Annotated in this window: 18 protein-coding genes and 1 tRNA gene; 10 read left to right on the plus strand and 9 right to left on the minus strand. The window is 40.9% G+C overall.

What is annotated here, in order from left to right; translation table 11 throughout:
- Positions 1 to 54 precede the first annotated feature (54 nt).
- On the plus strand, positions 55 to 1,290 hold the full coding sequence (gene odhB / locus ACW6QP_RS12795) for a 2-oxoglutarate dehydrogenase complex dihydrolipoyllysine-residue succinyltransferase (RefSeq protein WP_457911264.1): 1,236 nt from the start codon (positions 55 to 57) through the stop codon (positions 1,288 to 1,290).
- A 356-nt stretch (positions 1,291 to 1,646) separates the two neighbouring features.
- Here the strand turns inward: odhB and ACW6QP_RS12800 are convergent, their stop codons facing one another.
- Positions 1,647 to 2,084 carry a retropepsin-like aspartic protease gene (locus ACW6QP_RS12800; protein ID WP_457911265.1) on the minus strand — a complete coding sequence of 146 codons (438 nt, stop codon included), beginning with the start codon at positions 2,082 to 2,084 and terminating at the stop codon, positions 1,647 to 1,649.
- Between the two features lie 51 nt (positions 2,085 to 2,135).
- Between ACW6QP_RS12800 and ACW6QP_RS12805 the strand changes: the two genes are divergently transcribed.
- From ACW6QP_RS12805 to ACW6QP_RS12845, 9 genes are all read left to right on the plus strand, one after another.
- The gene (locus tag ACW6QP_RS12805) at positions 2,136 to 2,903 is read left to right on the plus strand and encodes a TatD family hydrolase (RefSeq protein ID WP_457911266.1); all 768 of its coding nucleotides are present in this window, start codon (positions 2,136 to 2,138) and stop codon (positions 2,901 to 2,903) included.
- Between the two features lie 50 nt (positions 2,904 to 2,953).
- Positions 2,954 to 4,096, plus strand: coding sequence for a 1-acyl-sn-glycerol-3-phosphate acyltransferase (locus tag ACW6QP_RS12810; RefSeq protein ID WP_457911267.1), 1,143 nt, complete (start codon positions 2,954 to 2,956; stop codon positions 4,094 to 4,096).
- Positions 4,080 to 5,108, plus strand: a complete 1,029-nt coding sequence (locus tag ACW6QP_RS12815) for an asparaginase (RefSeq protein ID WP_457911268.1) — start codon at positions 4,080 to 4,082, stop codon at positions 5,106 to 5,108. The genes ACW6QP_RS12810 and ACW6QP_RS12815 overlap by 17 nt, the downstream gene beginning before the upstream one ends.
- A 72-nt stretch (positions 5,109 to 5,180) precedes the next feature.
- Positions 5,181 to 5,268, plus strand: a tRNA-Ser gene (locus ACW6QP_RS12820).
- Between the two features lie 79 nt (positions 5,269 to 5,347).
- Complete coding sequence (locus ACW6QP_RS12825) at positions 5,348 to 6,148, plus strand: MotA/TolQ/ExbB proton channel family protein (RefSeq protein WP_457911269.1); 801 nt, start codon at positions 5,348 to 5,350, stop codon at positions 6,146 to 6,148.
- An 18-nt stretch (positions 6,149 to 6,166) separates the two neighbouring features.
- Positions 6,167 to 6,604: a hypothetical protein gene (locus ACW6QP_RS12830; RefSeq protein WP_457911270.1), complete on the plus strand. Its 438-nt coding sequence runs from the start codon at positions 6,167 to 6,169 to the stop codon at positions 6,602 to 6,604.
- Positions 6,605 to 6,606: 2 nt separating this feature from the next.
- Complete coding sequence (locus ACW6QP_RS12835; RefSeq protein ID WP_457911271.1) at positions 6,607 to 7,215, plus strand: ExbD/TolR family protein; 609 nt, start codon at positions 6,607 to 6,609, stop codon at positions 7,213 to 7,215.
- A gap of 34 nt (positions 7,216 to 7,249) precedes the next feature.
- Positions 7,250 to 7,732 (plus strand): ExbD/TolR family protein, encoded by a 483-nt coding sequence (locus ACW6QP_RS12840; protein WP_457911272.1) that lies wholly within the window; start codon positions 7,250 to 7,252, stop codon positions 7,730 to 7,732.
- A gap of 94 nt (positions 7,733 to 7,826) precedes the next feature.
- On the plus strand, positions 7,827 to 8,558 hold the full coding sequence (locus tag ACW6QP_RS12845) for a porin family protein (RefSeq protein WP_457911273.1): 732 nt from the start codon (positions 7,827 to 7,829) through the stop codon (positions 8,556 to 8,558).
- Here the strand turns inward: ACW6QP_RS12845 and ACW6QP_RS12850 are convergent.
- The 8 genes from ACW6QP_RS12850 to pyrH all read right to left on the minus strand — a co-directional run bounded on the left by ACW6QP_RS12850 (position 8,553) and on the right by pyrH (position 19,544).
- Positions 8,553 to 9,158 carry a hypothetical protein gene (locus ACW6QP_RS12850; RefSeq protein ID WP_457911274.1) on the minus strand — a complete coding sequence of 202 codons (606 nt, stop codon included), beginning with the start codon at positions 9,156 to 9,158 and terminating at the stop codon, positions 8,553 to 8,555. The two genes, ACW6QP_RS12845 and ACW6QP_RS12850, sit on opposite strands and share 6 nt — an antisense overlap.
- Complete coding sequence (gene rpoN, locus ACW6QP_RS12855) at positions 9,158 to 10,621, minus strand: RNA polymerase factor sigma-54 (protein ID WP_457911275.1); 1,464 nt, start codon at positions 10,619 to 10,621, stop codon at positions 9,158 to 9,160. The genes ACW6QP_RS12850 and rpoN overlap by 1 nt, the downstream gene beginning before the upstream one ends.
- Positions 10,622 to 10,704: 83 nt before the next feature.
- Positions 10,705 to 11,574 (minus strand): RluA family pseudouridine synthase, encoded by an 870-nt coding sequence (locus tag ACW6QP_RS12860; protein WP_457911276.1) that lies wholly within the window; start codon positions 11,572 to 11,574, stop codon positions 10,705 to 10,707.
- Between the two features lie 3 nt (positions 11,575 to 11,577).
- Positions 11,578 to 13,020, minus strand: a complete 1,443-nt coding sequence (gene asnS, locus ACW6QP_RS12865; protein ID WP_457911277.1) for an asparagine--tRNA ligase — start codon at positions 13,018 to 13,020, stop codon at positions 11,578 to 11,580.
- 156 nt (positions 13,021 to 13,176) lie between these two features.
- A complete protein-coding gene (locus tag ACW6QP_RS12870) occupies positions 13,177 to 15,597 on the minus strand; it encodes an efflux RND transporter permease subunit (protein WP_457911278.1) in 2,421 nt (806 codons plus the stop codon).
- 77 nt (positions 15,598 to 15,674) lie between these two features.
- On the minus strand, positions 15,675 to 18,143 hold the full coding sequence (locus ACW6QP_RS12875) for a DUF5686 family protein (protein ID WP_457911279.1): 2,469 nt from the start codon (positions 18,141 to 18,143) through the stop codon (positions 15,675 to 15,677).
- 117 nt (positions 18,144 to 18,260) lie between these two features.
- Complete coding sequence (frr, locus tag ACW6QP_RS12880; protein ID WP_457911280.1) at positions 18,261 to 18,815, minus strand: ribosome recycling factor; 555 nt, start codon at positions 18,813 to 18,815, stop codon at positions 18,261 to 18,263.
- Positions 18,816 to 18,836: 21 nt separating this feature from the next.
- Positions 18,837 to 19,544: a UMP kinase gene (gene pyrH / locus ACW6QP_RS12885; protein WP_457911281.1), complete on the minus strand. Its 708-nt coding sequence runs from the start codon at positions 19,542 to 19,544 to the stop codon at positions 18,837 to 18,839.
- Between the last annotated feature and the right edge of the window lie 39 nt (positions 19,545 to 19,583).

The following is a 19,583-nucleotide window of genomic DNA, read 5'->3' on the forward strand; positions in this document are numbered from 1 at the left end:
AATAATTTTAAAACATTTCTGCTCTGGCAGAGACCAATAATAAAAATAGAGATTATGGCCTTAGAAATGAAAGTTCCATCCCCAGGGGAATCCATAACCGAAGTTGAAATCGCTCAATGGCTGGTAGAAGACGGGGATTACGTTGAAAAAGATCAGGCGATTGCCGAGGTAGATAGCGATAAAGCAACCCTGGAATTACCTGCTGAAGCCAGCGGAATCATTACCCTTAAAGCCGAAGAAGGTGACGCGGTTGCTGTAGGCGAGGTGGTTTGTCTTATCGATACCGATGCTGCAAAACCCGAAGGAAAATCAGAAAAGAAAGAGGAGAAAAAAGAAGAACCTAAGGACAAAGCTGAGGCCAAAACCGAAACTCCTTCAAAATCATCTACTCCTTCTCAAAATCAGGATAGCTATGCCAAGGGTTCTCCTTCACCGGCAGCTAAAAAGATTCTTGATGAAAAAGGCGTGGATTCAAAAGATGTGAAAGGCAGCGGTCGTGATGGTAGAATTACCAAAGAAGATGCTGTGCAGGCTAAAGCTTCTATGGGTACACCGGGAACCGGAAAACGTGGAGAAAGCAAGAAGAAAATGTCTATGCTTCGCCGAAAAGTGGCGCAAAGACTGGTTTCTGCGAAAAATGATACCGCGATGTTGACCACCTTCAATGAGGTAGATATGTCCCCGATTTTCGCGCTTAGAAAGAAATATAAAGAGGAGTTTAAAGATAAACACGGTGTGAGCCTTGGGTTTATGTCGTTCTTCACTCTTGCAGTGGTTCGTGCCCTTGATCTTTATCCCGATGTAAACTCAATGATAGACGGCGATCACCAAATTACCTACGATTATAAGGATATCAGTATTGCAGTATCTGGTCCAAAAGGATTAATGGTACCTGTAATTCGTAATGCTGAAAATCTTAGTTTCAGAGGAGTTGAAGACGAGGTGAAGCGATTGGCCTTACGTGCCAGAGATGGTGAGATCACCGTAGATGAAATGACCGGCGGTACTTTTACCATCACCAACGGTGGAGTATTTGGTTCTATGTTGTCGACTCCAATTATCAACCCGCCTCAAAGTGCTATTCTTGGAATGCATAATATTGTCGAAAGACCAGTAGCTATAGATGGGCACGTAGAAATTCGCCCAATTATGTATGTGGCCCTGTCTTATGACCACAGAATTATCGATGGGAAAGAATCAGTAGGATTTTTAGTAGCGATTAAAGAAGCGCTTGAAAATCCTGAAGAACTTCTAATGGACAATGATGTAAAACGCGCTTTAGAACTTTAAAAAATATAAAGTTCACAAGATATGAGGGCAGCTGATTTAATCGGCTGCCTTTTTTATTGGAGCATATTCAGAAATAAACTTAACAGGCTAGAAGTTTTTGATTTGGAATGAACCTGATTCAGAAAAAAAGACCATCCTGAAATTTCAAAGATGGTCTAATTCGAATACCCTTCACTAAAACAAACTAAAACAAGAATAGATTAATAATATTGAGAAACAAAACTCCAACCACAGACAGAATCAATAGAATCTGAATCCATATTGGGAGGTAGTTTTGTTTCATCATTGGTCTAACATTAATCAAGAGGACCAAAACTACAAATTACAAGCTTGCGAGGTAAGGGGGGATTTTCCCCTTATTTTAAATAAAGTGCTTTGTTCTTATAATCTATCACCGCTTTTCCCTTGTTGAGAAGGTCTGCGCCTATAATGCCGTGAACTTTTTCGGCATCATGTTGAATTAAAGCTTCATTTACATGGCGAAGATCAAAAAGCACCAGGTCTATTTTTTTCTTTTTCCAGCCTTTAATTTCAATTTTGTTTTTCAGCGCTACCTGGGTAAGCATATTGGTAGCCCCGGCCCCGGCCGCTTTTATGTCGCTGTCTTCTGGTAAGAGATCGAAGTGTTTCACGGCTTCCATTCCCACACAGGTACTGGAGGCCCCGGTGTCAAGAATAAAATTCCCTTCAATATTGTTTATTTTCGCCACCAATTCGAGGTGGTTGGTTTTGGTAACCTTTAATTTGATGCGGTGGAAACCTTTTTCTTTAAGCAATTTTTTTAGTGAAGACATTCCTGGTTTTTTCACAAAGATAGGTCTTCAAAATAAATTATTTTTGCCTTTATGACTTTAACCGATACTCACATACATTTATATAGTGAAGATTTTGACCAGGATAGGGAACACCTTATCATGCAGGCCTTAGATAATGATATTCGCAGGTTTTTTATACCGGCTATAGATTCTGCTTACGTCCCTGCTATGTATAAGCTCGAAAAAAACTATCCTGATAAGGTTTTTCTTATGATGGGGCTGCATCCCACTCACGTGAAAGAAAACTATGAGGAAGAACTCAGCTTTGTAGAAAAAGAATTTTCCAAACGAAAATTTTGCGCAGTGGGGGAGATTGGTATCGATCTTTATTGGGATAAAAGCACTTTAGCGATTCAGCAGGATGCTTTTAAGCGGCAAATTCAGCTGGCTAAGAAATATAAGTTACCAATTGTAATTCACTGCAGGGATGCATTCGATGAGGTCTTTGAGGTGCTTGAATCTGAAAATGATGAAAATCTCTTCGGAATTTTTCACTGTTTTACCGGGACTTACGAGCAGGCCCAGCGCGCCCTGTCTTTTAATATGAAACTGGGCATTGGAGGAGTGGTGACCTTTAAAAACGGGAAAATAGATCAATACCTCGATAAAATCCCGCTGGAAAATATTGTTTTGGAAACCGATGGCCCATATCTGGCTCCCGCACCTTATAGAGGAAAAAGAAATGAGCCGGCTTATTTATATAAAATCGCTGAAAAGCTGGCCGAAATCTATTCCGTGGAAATTGAAGAAATCGCCAGAATTACCACGGCAAATTCTAAAGATATTTTCAGGATTTAAAGCGGGTTAGAATTAAATTTTGTTCATTTGCTAAGATAATTTGAATTTACGTGCAAAATTTTGAAGATATAAGGTTTTATAAGGATGAAGAGGTGCAACCGGCTCTAAAGGAGTATGTAAAACACCCCATGATAAAAGCCTTGCTGCAGTTTACTTTTCCCGATAAATCCTATGAGGAAATTACAGAATTGGTTTGTAAGTGTAAATCTATAAGAGATTTTCAAACCCAGGTAATTTATAACAGTGTTCTAAAAGTTTTAGAAAAAAGCAGCGACGGACTTTCCTACGAAGGTTTTGAAAATTTAGATGCGAATACCTCGTATTTCTATATTTCCAATCATAGAGATATCATCCTGGATACTTCTTTGCTCAATACCAGTTTGTTCGAGCAGAACCTGATAATGACGGCTTCAGCCATTGGAGATAATTTGGTTCAGAAACCGTTCTTAATGGCCTTGTCACGCCTTAATCGAAACTTTTTAGTGAAGCGTGGCCTTAGTCCCAGGGAAATGCTGCGCAGTTCTATGGTGCTTTCAGAATATATAAAACACCTTCTTTTCGACGAGAATCGGTCGGTTTGGATGGCACAACGTGAAGGCAGAACCAAAGATGGAAGCGATCATACCCAACAGGGGGTCTTGAAAATGCTGGCGATGGCAAAAGGAAAATTGAGCCTAACCGACTATTTTGCTGAAATGCGCATCGTCCCCGTTTCAATTTCTTATGAATTCGATCCTACCGATTTGTTGAAGATGCCAGAATTAATGGCCAAACGAATGAAGGAAACCTATGTGAAATCGGCAAATGAAGATTTTAATTCAATTATGCAGGGAGCCCTGGGTAATAAAGGTCGAATACATATTTGTGCAGGAGAGGTTTTAAGTAAGGAATGGTTGCAGGAAACCGAAAAGGGGAGTAACTCGGTAAACGAACAACTGCAGGCAATAGCGTCTAAAATCGATGAAGAAATTCATCACAACTATAAACTCTGGCCCGCAAATTATATCGCCTGTGATTTGTTGAATAACAGCGATACTTATAAGGAGAAATACACCGATAAGGAAAAAAGGCAGTTCGAGCGCAGAATTAGCCGCAGGGTAGATTTAAAGAATTCTTTAGAGCTAAATAGCTATTTATTGATGTATGCCAATCCCGTGATTAACAAAGAAGCGCTGTATGAGCAAAAAGGCTAAAATTCTCCTCATCTATACCGGTGGTACTATTGGTATGATTAAAGATTATGATACCGGTGCCTTAAAAGCCTTTAATTTTGATGAATTGCTTCAAAATATTCCCGAATTAAAAATTCTGGAACACGAGATCACGACTTTAAGTTTTGAAAATCCTATAGATAGTTCGAATATGAATCCGGCGGGATGGATTCAAATAGGTAAAATCATAAACGAAAAATTTGAAGATTTCGATGGTTTTGTGGTGTTGCACGGTAGTGATACCATGTCTTATACTGCATCGGCAATTAGTTTTATGTTCGAAAATTTAACCAAACCGGTAATTTTTACGGGTTCACAACTACCCATTGGAGATTTGCGCACCGATGCCAAAGAAAATCTTATTACCAGTATACAAATCGCCGGATTGCAGAAAAACGGAAAACCGGTAATCTCTGAAGTAGGTTTATACTTTGAATACAAACTCTATCGGGCCAATCGTACCACCAAGATCAATGCAGAACATTTTCAGGCCTTTGCCTCGATGAATCATCCGCCGCTGGCCGAATCGGGGGTGTATTTGTCGATAAATCATCAGGCTTTGTGGAAACCTAACAGAAGACAGCGCACCAAGCTGCATACCGGGTTTAACGATGAAGTGTTGATTTTAAAGATGTTTCCGGGAATTACAGAATCTTCGGTAAGACATGTATTGAGTAAACCCGGCCTAAAAGGAGTGATTTTGGAAACCTATGGCAGCGGGAATGCACCTAGTGATGCCTGGTTTGTAGATTTGCTGAAAGAATATATCGATAATGGCCTAATGATCGTAAATGTGACGCAATGCGTTGCAGGCAGCGTGGTTATGGGTCAATATGAAACCAGTGTGGATTTAAAACGTATTGGAGTGGTCTCAGGAAAAGATATCACAACTGAAGCCGCAGTGGCTAAAATGATGTATCTTTTAGACAAGGATTTATCTCCAAAAGTCTTTAAAACCATCTATGAAACGTCATTAAGGGGTGAAATGTTGTAAAATTAACGCCTCATTTTTGATGGTAATTATTTTTTTTTGTTATTTGGCCAACCGTTAAAAAAATGAAAAAATAGAGAGGTGGCCGAGTGGTCGAAGGCGCACGCCTGGAAAGTGTGTATACCCCAAAAGGGTATCGAGGGTTCGAATCCCTTCCTCTCTGCATTTTTTATTATATTTTTATTAAAACTTTATTTTTATATCTTTAAACCCTTTAACTAATTAAATTAAGACAAACAGTAATGAAAAGATTATTTTCTATTTTGGTAATCGCCGCGGTTATGGTGCTAGGTGCCGGAAACCTGAATGCGGCCAATAGTGTAAATTTCCCGGGTGATATAATGACCTTTGTGCAGGATCAGGACACTGTCGCTGGTGATGAGATGGAAGAAGAAGAAACTCTGGGCTTTCATCAGGAATTAAAGAAACGTTTCATTGAAGGTGGTCCCGGGTTTATGGGGATCGTTCTTTTGTGTTTAATTCTTGGTTTAGCCATTGCGATTGAAAGAATTATCTTCCTTAACCTTTCTACTACCAATACCAAAAAACTTGCTCAGGACGTAGAAGACGCACTAAATAGTGGTGGAGTTGAAGCCGCTAAAGAAGTATGTCGTAACACCCGTGGCCCCGTAGCTTCTATTTACTACCAGGGTCTGGACCGTGCCGATGAAAGCATTGAAGCTGCAGAAAAAGCAGTTGTTGCTTATGGTGGGGTTCAAATGGGACAGCTTGAGAAGAATGTATCCTGGGTATCACTGTTTATCGCTCTTGCACCAATGCTTGGTTTCATGGGAACGGTAATTGGTATGATTCAGGCCTTCGATAGAATTGAAGCCGCCGGAGATATGCAGCCTTCACTTGTTGCAGGAGGTATTAAAGTAGCACTTCTTACCACAGTATTTGGTTTGATCGTGGCTATTATCCTTCAGATTTTCTACAACTATATCATCGCTAAGATCGATAGCATCGTTAACGATATGGAAGATGCTTCTATCCTTCTAATCGATATGCTTGTAGACTACAAAAACAAAAAAAGAATATAATTAGACTTAACTTAGATTATGACTATACATAAGATTTTAAAATATCTTGCCATTGTTATAGGTGTGTTGGGTCTAATCCTTTTGGGTAGGATCGTTTACACCGGTGACGATGCCATAGAGGCCTCTGGAGATGTTCAGAACTCGGTTCTGGCTCCAATAATGTTCCTGGCATACCTGGTTATGGCCGTGGTAATATTGCTGGTAGTATTCTTCGTGATAAAAGGCCTATTTAGAGGAAATATCAAAAACACGCTAATTTCGGTAGGTGCCTTCTTGTTGATTATCGCTATCGCCTATTTGGTGACCGATGGTAGCGAGGTACAGCTTAAAGATGGCGGAACGCTATCGGCCAGTGGTTCACACTGGGTAGGAGCAGGACTTGTAACCTTCTATATCCTTGCCGGGATCGCTATCCTTGCAATGGTACTTTCAGGAATTAGAAAACTAATTAAGTAATTATGGCTAGAAGATCAGCACCAGAAGTTAATGCCGGCTCGATGGCCGATATTGCCTTCCTGCTTTTAATCTTCTTCTTGGTAACCACAACCATCGAGACAGATAGCGGAATTAGCAGGAAGCTACCGCCATGGCAACCTGAAGATCAGGAGCCGCCGGTGATCAAGCAGCGAAACATTTTTACTGTTTTAATTAATAGTAACAACCAGCTGCTGGTTGAAGATGAAGAGATGGAAATCGATGACCTGCGTCAGGCAGCATTCGAATTTCTTGATAATGGGGGAGGTACCGGAGATGAGGCCTGTGATTTTTGCCAGGGACCTGGGGATCCAAGTTCATCGGTTAATCCGGAGAAAGCAATTATCTCCCTTGTAAATAACCGTGGTACCGAGTATGGAACCTACATAGCAGTTCAAAACGAACTGGTTGCGGCTTACAATGAATTAAGAGATAGAGAAGCTCAGCGATTGTTTGGTAAATCTTATATGCAAATGGAAGCCGATCTTAAGGATCCGCGATACACAGGTAATAAGGAAACTTTGAAAGAACAGGTGGAGGTAATCAAAACGATGATTCCGCAGAAGCTTTCAGAAGCCGAGCCAAGAAGCTAATCCTTTTCATTAACAAAAATTAAAAAGACCGATTATGTCTAAATTTAAAAAGAAGAAATCTGGAGATTTGCCTGCGGTGAATACCGCCTCTTTGCCAGATATCGTATTTATGCTTCTATTCTTCTTTATGGTGGCTACGGTTATGCGTCAAAATACCCTGATGGTTGAAAACCGTCTTCCTTTTGCAGATCAGGTTGAAAAACTCGACAAAAAGGATTTGGTGATGTACATCTATGCAGGGAAACCCAGTCAAAGATACCAACAGCGTTTTGGTACCGAGGCCAGGATTCAGTTAAACGATAAATTTGCCAGCGTTGACGAAGTGCAGCAGTTTATCTTTACTGAGCGCGAGTCTAAAAGAGAAGAGCTAATTCCTTACCTTACTACTGCGCTTAAAGTAGATAAGGAAACCAATATGGGACTTGTGTCTGATATTAAGCAGGAACTTAGAAAAGCTGAAGCTCTTAAGATTAACTATACCACTATACAAGGTGATGCAGGGCAAAATGTAGAATAAACTTTTTATTACACATTACTTTTAAAAACATCCGGTTCTATTTTTAGACCGGATGTTTTTTTATATTTAAACCTCAGCAATAAAGCTGAATTCTATGAAACAACAGCTTCTTATTTTTAGTGGTTTTTTCCTGCTTTTTTCTAGTTTGATTTTTGCTCAGGATGAAAAAGAACAGGCCGGGGTGATTCCCGATACCGTACCTTTTACAATAGATAATAAATACAGGGAAGATCAGTTTTACCTTGGGTTAACCTATAATATACTTACCAATAAACCCGATGCGATTTCACAATCTGGCTTTTCAGGCGGATTTACAGGTGGTTTTGTTAGAGACTTTCCGGTAAACGAGAGAAGAAATATCGCTGTTGGAATTGGCCTTGGCTGGACGCTTAACACCTATGGTCAAAATCTGTTTATAGGTCAGGAGAACAACGGAGAAACCATATTTCGGGCCCTGGGAAGGGATCTGGATTATGCTACCAACAGATTTTCTTTTCAAATGCTGGAAGTGCCACTGGAATTTAGATGGCGAACCTCCACGCCTCAGAGCTATAAATTCTGGAGAATATATGCAGGTCTCAAACCCGGCTATATCTACTATTTTAAGTCTAATTTCAAGCAAACCGACCCCTTTAATCAGGTGATCCAGAACGATGTTCCTGAATTGGAGAAATTCAGGTTGGGAGCTACTTTTACCTTTGGGTATAATACCTTCAATTTTCACTTTTATTATAACTTAATTCCGCTTTTTGCTGAAGGCACCCTCAACGACCAACAAATTAATATCTCTCCCCTTAGAATCGGGTTGATGTTCTATATTTTATAGCCAGAAATTTAAAACTATAATTTGCGGAAGAAGGCCTATAAAAAAGCCAAAAATCAACTCTGTGCCGGTGTGGGCTTTCAGGTGTAACCTGGAAGAGGCGGTTAAACCCAGGGCCATTACCAAAAATGCGATGGTGGCCACTAAATTTATACGGTAATAAATGCTTAACGCGAGCAAAAAGACCGTGAAGCCCGTTAGCCCAACCATATGCAAACTCACCTTAAACCTTAGATAAACCAGAATAAGGCAGGTTAACGAAGAGAACAGGATACCTACAAAATAATAATATAAAGCTGGGTAGTTATAAAGGTTCAGGATTTGCTTCAGCACCATCAATACCAGCAGAATGAAGAAAAATAGCGGCCATTTTCGCTCAGAAACTTCACTGAGAAAAACCGTGCTTACCTTTCCGAGGTTTTTCAGCAGAAAATAGAAAACAATGGGAATAAATAAGGTGATGATGGCAATCGCCAGAAGCTTCGCCTGAATCACCCCTACAGGGAAAAACCTGGGAGTTAACACGAAATAAAGCAGGCTGCCGGCAAATGGCATCCATAGGGGATGAAATATATAGGAAGCGATTTTCAGCAAAAACCCCATTAAATCTCCTTGCGTAAACGAGCCACCGGAATGTCCAGCTGCTCCCGGTATTTAGCAACGGTACGGCGCGCTATGGGATAACCTTTAGACTTGAGCACTTTTGCCAGCTTTTCATCTGTGAGAGGCTTTCTTTTATCTTCCTCCTCGATAGACATTTCAAGGATTTTTTTAATCTCCCTGGTAGAAACATCTTCTCCCTGATCGTTTTTCATCGATTCAGAGAAGAAGTCTTTGATCAATTTGGTGCCATAGGGCGTGTCTACATATTTGCTGTTGGCAACCCGGGAAACGGTAGAAACGTCCATCTCGATTTCGTCGGCTATATCCTTTAAAATCATTGGCCGTAAATTACGCTCATCGCCGGTAAGAAAATATTCTTTCTGGTAATTCATAATGGCGCTCATCGTTACCATAAGGGTTTGTTGGCGCTGTTTAATCGCGTCTATAAACCATTTAGCGGCATCGAGTTTTTGCTTTATAAACATCACCGCATCTTTCTGCGCTTTTGTTTTTTCTTTCGATTCCTTGTAGCCTTTTAGCATATCGCTGTAATCCCGTGAAATATGCATTTGTGGCGCATTTCGACCATTTAAACTAAGCTCGAGCTCTCCATCTACGATTTTGATGGTGAAATCGGGGATTACGTGTTCTACAATTCTGGTGCTGCCCGAGTAGGCTCCCCCGGGTTTAGGATTGAGATGTTCGATCACTTCTATAGCTGCCCTGAGCTCATCTTCAGAGATATCGTGGCGGCTTAGGAGTTTGGAATAATGTTTCTTACTGAATTGATCAAAAGACCGATCCAGTATATCATAGGCCAGTTCTACAGCCTGGGTAGGTTCTTTGCGTTTAAGCTGCAACAGCAAACACTCCTGAAGACTTCTGGCGCCCACCCCGGCAGGGTCTAGTTCCTGAACTTTCTTCAAAACCTTTTCTACTGTAGCCTCATCGGTATATACATTTTGAGTAAATGCAAGATCATCTACCACATCCTGCAATTCTCTTCTTAAATATCCGCTTTCGTCTATACTGCCTACAAGGAAATTGGCGATTTCCTCTTCGGTTTCGTTAGTTCTTAAAGTGCTTAGCTGGGTTTTTAAATGCTGAGTAAAGGAGATTCCGGCAGCATAAGGCACGGTTTTCTCATCATCGTCGGCACTGTAATTATTTGCCTGTAGCCTGTAACTTGGAATTTCGTCATCGCTCAGGTATTCATCTACATCGATCTCGGTTTCTATAGTTTCATTGCCATAGTCATCATCTTCTACTTCTGTAGATGCGTAATCATCATCAAATTCATCCTTGGTCTCTTCGCGTTTATCATCCAGAGCAGGATTGTCCTCCAGCTCCTGCTTGATGCGCTGTTCAAATGCCTGGGTAGGCAATTGAATAAGCTTCATAAGCTGAATTTGCTGCGGAGATAGCTTTTGAGATAATTTTAAATTTAATTGCTGTTTTAGCATAAGTCACTTTCTATACCTACAAAAATAAGCAAAAACCCTGCGAATTCGTGTTTGGCACAAGCCTGCTTTGTGGTAAATTTTTGTTAAGCCAAATGGCTTAAAGCCTTAAATTTTCTGAATTTCCTCGGAAGCCCCGCGCTTAAATTTATCACTTCTGAAGTAATGGGGTGATGAAATTTTAATGCTGAAGCAGTTAGAAAAATTCCGGGTTTTTTCTCATAATCAAACTGCCGGCTTCCGTATTCCAGATCACCCAGAATGGGATGGCCTAAACCAGACAGGTGTTTTCTTAGTTGATGGGTTCTCCCGGTTTTAGGATTCAATTCCAGCAGACTTAGAAAGCCCGAATTTTCTACAAAATTAAGCAGAGGTTTAAGCCCGGTTTCGCTGATTTTTCCTTCTAAAGTCCTATTTATAATTTGTCGATTTGATATTATTCCTTCTACCAGTGCAAAATAGGTTTTTTCAATCTCTTTAGCTTCAAAAGCTGAATTTAGGCCTCTGAGAGCTGCTCCTGTTTTGGCGGCAATTACAAGGCCACTGGTGGGCTTGTCGAGTCGATGCACAACCTGTGGAAATGGCAGAGCATCTTCGGCTGAAGTAGACTTAAGATTATAAGCAAGCGCATTTTCAAGGCTTCTAAAATAATTTCCGCTGCTTGGAATTCCTTCGGGTTTGAAAACCACAGCCAGGAAATCATCTTCGAAAACTACTTTTAAATCCAGTTTAAAAATCTTTTTGGTGATCTCGGGTTCGCAAAATTGCAGTGTTTGGCCTGGCTCAATCCAGTCTCCTGTTTGGCCTGGCTCACCCTCAAGCAGAATTTGTCCCCTTTTAATCGCCTTTTTAACGGCGCTTCGGGTAGGGGTGTGGGTGAAGATCGAAACCGCATATTCCTGCAGCCGTATGTTAGCTACGCCTGCAGGGACAATATGGGTTTCAGTAATTTTCAATTTTTAAAATTCGGCGTGGCCGGGGAATCTCGGGAAAGGGATCACGTCGCGAATATTGCCCATCCCGGTGGTGAATTGTACAAGACGCTCAAACCCAAGCCCGAAACCGCTATGCACGCAGGTACCGAATTTTCGGGTGTCGAGATACCACCATAATTCCTTTTCGTCAATATCGAGTGCGGCCATCTTATTTTTAAGCACATCCAGACGCTCTTCTCTTTGAGAACCTCCTACAATTTCTCCAATTCCTGGGAATAGGATATCCATTGCGCGAACGGTTTTTCCGTCTTCATTTAGGCGCATATAGAAGGCCTTGATGTTCGCCGGATAGTCAAATAATATAACCGGAGACTTAAAGTGTTTTTCAACCAAAAAGCGTTCGTGTTCACTTTGAAGATCGGCACCCCATTCTTCGATGATATAGTTGAATTTCTTCTTTTTGTTAGGCTTCGAATTTTTCAAAATTTCAATCGCTTCGGTATAACTCACCCTTTTGAAATTATTATCGAGCACAAAATGAAGTTTTTCCAGAAGTCCTAAATCGCTGCGTTCGTTTTTTGGTTTTTTAGCCTCCTCTTCAGCATATCGTTTATCTAAAAACTCAAGATCATCTTTGCAGTTTTCCAATACGTATTTTAGAACGTATTTGATGAAATCTTCAGCCAAATCCATATTGCCATCGAGATCACAAAAGGCCACCTCTGGCTCAATCATCCAGAATTCTGCCAGATGGCGGGAAGTGTTTGAATTTTCAGCTCTAAAGGTAGGCCCAAAGGTATAAACCTGCCCGAGGCCAAGCGCGTAAGCTTCAGCCTCAAGCTGCCCGCTTACGGTAAGATTGGTTTCTTTTCCGAAGAAATCTTCCTTAAAATTGATGCTGCCATCTTCATTCTTTGGAGGTTTTTCCATATCCAGGGCAGTAACTCTAAACATCTCACCGGCACCTTCGGCATCGCTTCCCGTAATGATTGGAGTGTTCACATAGTGGAAATTATTTTCCTGGAAATATTTATGAACGGCAAAAGATAATTTCGAGCGCAGTCTCATTACCGCACCAAAGGTGTTGGTACGAACTCTTAAATGAGCCTGTTCCCTTAATTTTTCAAGGCTGTGACGCTTGGGAGAAAGTATGGTTAGCTTTACCTCATCTGGATTTGCATCACCAAGAATAGTAATTTCTTGGATGTCTAATTCTACGCGTTGCTGCGACCCCTGGCTTTCTACCAGAGTTCCTTTTAGCGCTATGGCAGCTCCCGTGGTAATTCTTTTTAGCGTGGCCTCATCGGTTTTTTCGAAATCCAGCACGCCCTGCAGGTTATTGATGGTAGAACCGTCATTAAGTGCGATGAAGCGGTTACTTCTAAAAGAACGAACCCATCCTTTTACTTCAAATTCCTGTAAAAACTGATTGCTTTCTAGTATCTCAGCAACTTTTGCCTGTATCATTTAGTTAGATTTATAATAAATACCACGCAGGGTAAAGATTTGTAATTCATTTTTATTTTTCCGGAACTCTAAGAACAAACAAATATAATTTATACTTCATAGCCTGACAATATTTGTTATTTCTGCTATTTCGGAAGTTTTTCTTCTTCGGAAGTTTTATTTGTTATGGCTTTTCACTTCCTTCTCAATTTCAACTTCATCTTCTTCGGTATCGATAATTTTCATAGCCGGCTCTTTCAAAACTTTTTTATTGGCTATATTCCTCTCTAACGAAAGCAATAATGACGGAAGCAAAATTAAATTTGAAAGCATCGCAAACAAAAGTGTAGCCGAAACGAGCCCGCCCAGGGCTACAGTCCCTCCAAAGCTACTTATCATAAATACCGAAAATCCGAAAAACAGCACTATCGAGGTATAAAACATACTCACCCCGGTTTCCCGAAGCGCGGCATAAACCGATCGTTTTATCTTCCAGTTATTGGCTTTAAGTTCCTGCCGGTATTTTGCCAAAAAGTGAATGGTATCATCTACCGAAATTCCAAAGGCGATGCTAAATACCAAAATGGTTGAGGGTTTAATGGGAACACCCAAATAGCCCATCATCCCGGCGGTGATCAATAAGGGCAAAATATTAGGCACCAGCGAAACCAGGATCATTCTGAAAGATCTAAACATCCAGGCCATTAGCAATGCAATTAATAAGATAGCCAGCGAAAGCGATATTACCAGGTTTTTTACCAGGTAATTGGTGCCTTTTTGGAAAATCAGAGCCTTTCCGGTTAGGGAAATTTCATAACGCTCTTCAGGGAAAATTCTATCGATTTTTGGCCAGAGATCCTCTTCGATCCTTTCCATTTTATCGGTGCCTATATCTTTCATAAAGGTAGTGATACGGGCATATTGACCGGTGGAATCTACATAGGCACTAAGCAGGTTACCTTCGGTAGACATCCCGGAGATATAGGGCTGCATAAAATTTTGCTCCTGCGATGTGGGTAACTGGTAATATTTTGGGTTTCCATTATAATACGCCTGCTTGGCATATTTCACCAGGCGGGTTACCGATAGGGGTTTGGAGAGTTCAGGGATTTGGTCGAGTTCGTTTTCGAACTCTTCCATTTTTTTAAGGTTAGATAACTTCATCACCCCTTTTGGACGTTTGGTATCCACTAAAATCTCAAGCGGCATCACCCCATCGAATTCTCTTTCAAAAAATTTAATATCCTCAAAAAATGCAGTTTCCTGGGGCATATCTTCTAGGAGACTCCCCGAAATTCGAATCATATAAATCCCGATAATACTGCTCACTAAAAGAATAAGTGTAACGATGTAAATGCTAATTCGGTGGTTTCTTACCATATTCTCCATCCAGTTCACAAAACCGCCAATCCACTGCTTATTGAGATGTTTCAGGTGTTTTTGCCGTGGGGGTCGCATGTAGCTGTAAATAATTGGAATTATTAACAGGCTAAGAATGAAAATTGCGAGAATATTAATTGAGGCCACCACCCCGAATTCTTTCAGCAAAGTGCTATCGGTTAAGATAAATGTTGCGAAACCAGAGGCTGTGGTCACATTGGTCATCAAGGTAGCATTTCCCACTTTGGTAATTACACGTTGCAGCGATTTCGCCTGATTCCCGTGATTGATGATCTCCTGCTGATATTTATTGATGAGAAATATACAGTTGGGAATTCCAATTACGATGATGAGGGGAGGGATTAAAGCTGTTAATACCGTAATTTCGTAGCGCAATAAACCAATTACTCCAAAGGCCCACATCACCCCGATACAAACGGTGATCATCGATATAAATGTCGCCCGAACCGATCTAAAAAAGAAGAAGAAAATAAGCGAGGTTACCCCCAGGGCGGCCAGGATAAAAAGGCCAATTTCATCTACAATATTCTGGGAATTGAGCGTGCGAATGTAGGGCATCCCCGAAACCTTAACATCGAGTTGATGCTGCTCTTCAAAATCATCGATTAAAGGTCTTAGTTTTTTTAGTACAAAATCTTTTCGCTCCTCAGAATTTACAATGTCTTTTTTAATATAAATCGCCGATTGTATGGTATTGGAGTGCGAACTGTAAATGAGGTTTTCGTAGAACGGGAGCGCGGTGAATAACTCGTCTTCATAAGCCCTAAGCTCTTTGCTATTAGGTTTTTCTTCAGAAATAAAAGGAGTCATTTCAAACCGGCTGGGGTTTTCCTGTTTTTCCAGGGTTTGAAGATTATTGAGCGACAGCACGTGCTCTACTTCGCTAAAATCTTCAAGGGTAGAATTTAACCAGGACCAGGCGGCAAATTTTTCTTCTGTAAAAAGCGAGGTGTCCTGCACTCCCAAAATAATGAGATTGCCTTCTTCTCCAAATTTGTCTAAAAAGTCATTATAAGCCTGGTTAGCTTCGTGCTCATCGGGCAGTAAATTTGCCTCGGTATACGAAAAGCCCATGTGTTTCCACTGCGTAGAGAAAAAAGCAGTGATGGCGATGATTATAAGTATAATGGTAACCCGGTTACGCAGAATTATTCCGGCGACCGAATTCCAAAAACCGAAGCTGAAAATCTTAGACATGGGTACTTTTTAAGCGAGCGCAAAGGTAAAAAAAGACTGGCTAAAACCCGTGATTTTCAAGCCTAAACTCTGGGGATTTAGATTTCGAGCTTAAAAGTGAATTTAAAAGAGAAATTTTGGTCAAAGCTGGGCAAATGATAGGCGCCATATCTGTAGGCGGCACTAAGCCCCAAACCGGCGATAATTTTATTGAGTTCCAGCCCGGCTTCAGAATAACCGTGCCTCAAACTTTGAAAATTGATATTTTGATGTGCCTCCTTATTTTCGATATCTCCAATAGCATGTCTGGAAATTAAAACCAGTTCTGGTCTAATGCGGTCACTAATGCGGAATGGTCTAAGTTGATGCCGTAAGTGGAACATTGCCTGCCTGTCGCTAAAAAACTCATTGTAATACATGGTTTCAAAGCTGGTTCTCCCCGCAACAACAAATCTCCTGAGAATAGCCTCTTTTTCGGGGTTATTTGGGAATGCGTGAAATAAGTGGGTTAGAGGTAAATCGCCAAAAGCATAATTTCCCTCAATAATAAATTCGGTGCGGGATAGGTCCAGTCTTCTTATTTCGTGTTCCAGCTTAAGTCCCATTTTCGAGAAATCGAAATCTGAGCCCCCAATCCCTGAAAATCCCTTGGTGAACTGTGCGGTTAACTTCGGAAATCCTTTTTCAATAAGATTGTTACCCTGCGGAAGCTGTATAAACTTTGCAAAGGGTCTCCATAAAACAGAAATTTCGGCCTGAGAGATGGCATATTCCGATAAATTTTCGCCCCGGTAATTAAATCTATACCGGGTGAGTTGTTCAATTTGTGAATTGGAAAATTGAATCTCGGTTTCAAGTTTAGAGGTGATGCGGTGGGTAATTGAGGTGCTCCATTTAGTGTCAAAATAAAAACTGGTGATATTGGCAAACCGGGGTTCTAAAATTGAAAATTCATCGATCCCGCGCAGATATTCGTAATCTCCCATTTCAAAAATATCCCGGGTAAAATTAAAATGAAACCTGGTGCCGCTGGCTCTTCGAATAGGAACATCAAAACCGTAGCCATATTTGAAATCTTTATCGCCAAACCCATACACCCCATAGCCATTAAGTCTAAAATACCTGCTTAATTTATCGTTAGTCTGGCCGCCTGCCCCCAGTCTTATACCCTCATAGATATTGTACTTAAAGAATTTTCCAAGATCGAATTCCCAAAATCCCACAGGAAAGTAACCACGGGCCACCCTGTTCTTAATTTCTATACGCTTTTCGGTTTTTCGTTTTCTTAGCAAACTTTCAACCCGCCCGGCGCGGGAAGTATCCAGGGAAGTGAAATCAATTTGCCGGTGCTCATTCCAGAATTCTTCTGTTTGGCTATGTGCATTTGCCAAAACTTCAATTTCGGCTGAAGGGTTTTTTATCCCTTCACCATAATCCAGATCTACATCATAAAAGCGGGTTTCAGAACTTAAAAACAGCTCGTCTTCGGGAAGGGTTCCGGTTAGAATTTTACCCAGCAACTTATTTTGCTGTTGCAGCGTTCCCACAGCAATCACCCCTCCAAAAACCGAAATTTCATTGCCGCCCAAACCGGGCTGAATACGGGTGCTTTGCTGTTGGGGAATCCAAATATCCTTTTCGGGATAGTAACTGTAAATTTGTTCGCTCTCCAATTTAATATTTCCAAGCAATTGCGCCTTAGATCGCTGGATGGCATAACTCAAAGTGTCCAGGTAAAGCACTCCTTCCAACCCGGCCACGGCTTTTTCTCTCTTTGGTTTAAAATAGATAATATAGGCCGGCCTTTCGGCCTGGGTGGTGTCCAGGATTTTATACGAGTAATTTCTAAGTGCCGCTTTAGAGAGTGGGCCGGCATATTGAGTTGCGAATAGAGGATAATTCTTTTGGTATAATGAGAATGGATTGATATCCAAACTCAATACTTCATAAGCAGGCTTTTTAAACCCGAAATTATTTAATGCAAGCACATTTTCTTTTCTGCCTTTTCCCTGTTCAAAACTTATTTCTGAAATTTTTTCTGAAAAGTAGGCGGCTGCCGTATTGATTATTTCCCTTATTTCCATCTGGCTAGGGTCGGCCCTAGGTTTTATGAGGTTGCGGCTGTTGTCTACGATTAACTTATTGTGTGCCTTGAGCTGAAATCCCGATAGAACCTGTTCAGGGTCATTTTTGGGAATATTTTCTATGGCTTTTCGCATAATAGCTTCAGCCTGAAGCGCTGAATTTTTAAGAAAAAGTGGCTCGAATTCTTCTGTTCTGGGATTTAATTTAATGACCAGGAAACCGGTAGAAGGAGAAACCTCAACCTCCCTTTTTTGGTAGCTCAGGTAACTAATCTCTAAAGTGATTTCGGGAAGATTATATTCCAGTTCAAAACTCCCATCTATTCGGCTAAGATGTTCTGAGTCGTTTTCTAAAATCTGTATGCGGGCGAAGGGGAGGGGTTCAGAGGTTTTGGAATCGATTATCCTTCCTGAGACTCTTTGCTGTGCCTGGAGAAGGGAAATTGAAAATAAACATATAATTAAAAAGGGCAGCTGCCGCATAGGGGAATTTTGAAATTCTATTAAAGTTGCTCAAATTTAATCTAAAATAAAAATGCCGGAAACAGGCTTTAACAAGGCCCTGTATTCCGGCAGGTAAAATTTATGAAAGTTTTAAGCTTATACAGTCATAATTTCTTTTTCCTTGGCTTCCAGAATTTCATCTATTCTTTCAATATGCGCATCTGTAAGCTCCTGTATTTCCTTTTCGGCCGAGCGTAATAAATCTTCAGAAATATCCAGTTTCTTTAAATCGTTATTGGCGGTTTTTCTATCGTTTCTCACCCCAACTTTAGCATCTTCGGCTTCAGCTTTGGCTTGTTTGCTAAGATCTTTACGACGCTCTTCGGTTAATGGGGGAACATTGATAATTACATTTTCACCATTATTCATCGGGTTAAATCCAAGGTTGGCTGCCATAATTCCTTTTTCAATAGCGCCGATAAGGCTTTTTTCAAATGGCTGAATAGAGATGGTGCGGGCATCGGGGGTGTTCACATTCGCCACCTGGTTAAGTGGGGTTTGAGCCCCGTAATACTCCACCATTACACTTCCCAACATCGCCGGGCTTGCTTTCCCTGCCCTAATGTTGGTAAGTTGTTTTTTAAGGTGGGCAATGGCCTTTTCCATTCCTTCTTTGGCCGTGTCTATGATAAAATCTATTTCATCTTCCATTTTATAATGAATTTTTATCGCTTATAAATTTACCTTGGTTCCTACATTTTCTCCGGTTACCACTTTTAAAAGGTTTCCGGGGGTATTCATATCGAAAACTATTATGGGTAATTCGTTTTCCTGGCTAAGAGTGAAGGCAGTTGTATCCATCACTTTCAGGCCTTTTCGAATCACATCATCAAAAGTAATAAAATCGAATTTGGTAGCATTAGAGTCTTTCTCGGGATCGGCGGTATAAATTCCATCTACGCGGGTTCCTTTCAGGATCACATCGGCGTGGATTTCGATAGCTCTTAAAACCGCAGCTGAATCTGTTGTGAAATAAGGGTTTCCGGTACCTCCACCAAAAATTACCACTCTTCCTTTTTCCAAATGCCGAATGGCCTTACGTCTAATAAAAGGCTCGGCCACCTCATTGATCTTGATTGCCGATTGTAATCGGGTTTGTACGTTGGCATCTTCCAGGGCGCTTTGTAATGCCAGGCCGTTAATAACGGTGGCTAACATTCCCATATGATCGCCCTGTACACGATCCATTCCTTTGCTGGCGCCGGCCACACCTCTAAAGATGTTTCCTCCACCTATAACTATGGCTACTTCAATTCCTTTATCTGTTACCGATTTGATCTCCTGGGCATACTCTGACAAACGCTTGGGATCAATGCCATATTGACGGGTTCCCATTAGTGCCTCTCCAGAGAGCTTTAATAATATCCTCTTGTATTGCATAGCTTTTTGAAAGTAATTGCTGCAAATATAGACATTATC

This window comes from Salegentibacter haimaensis (genome assembly GCF_054121495.1).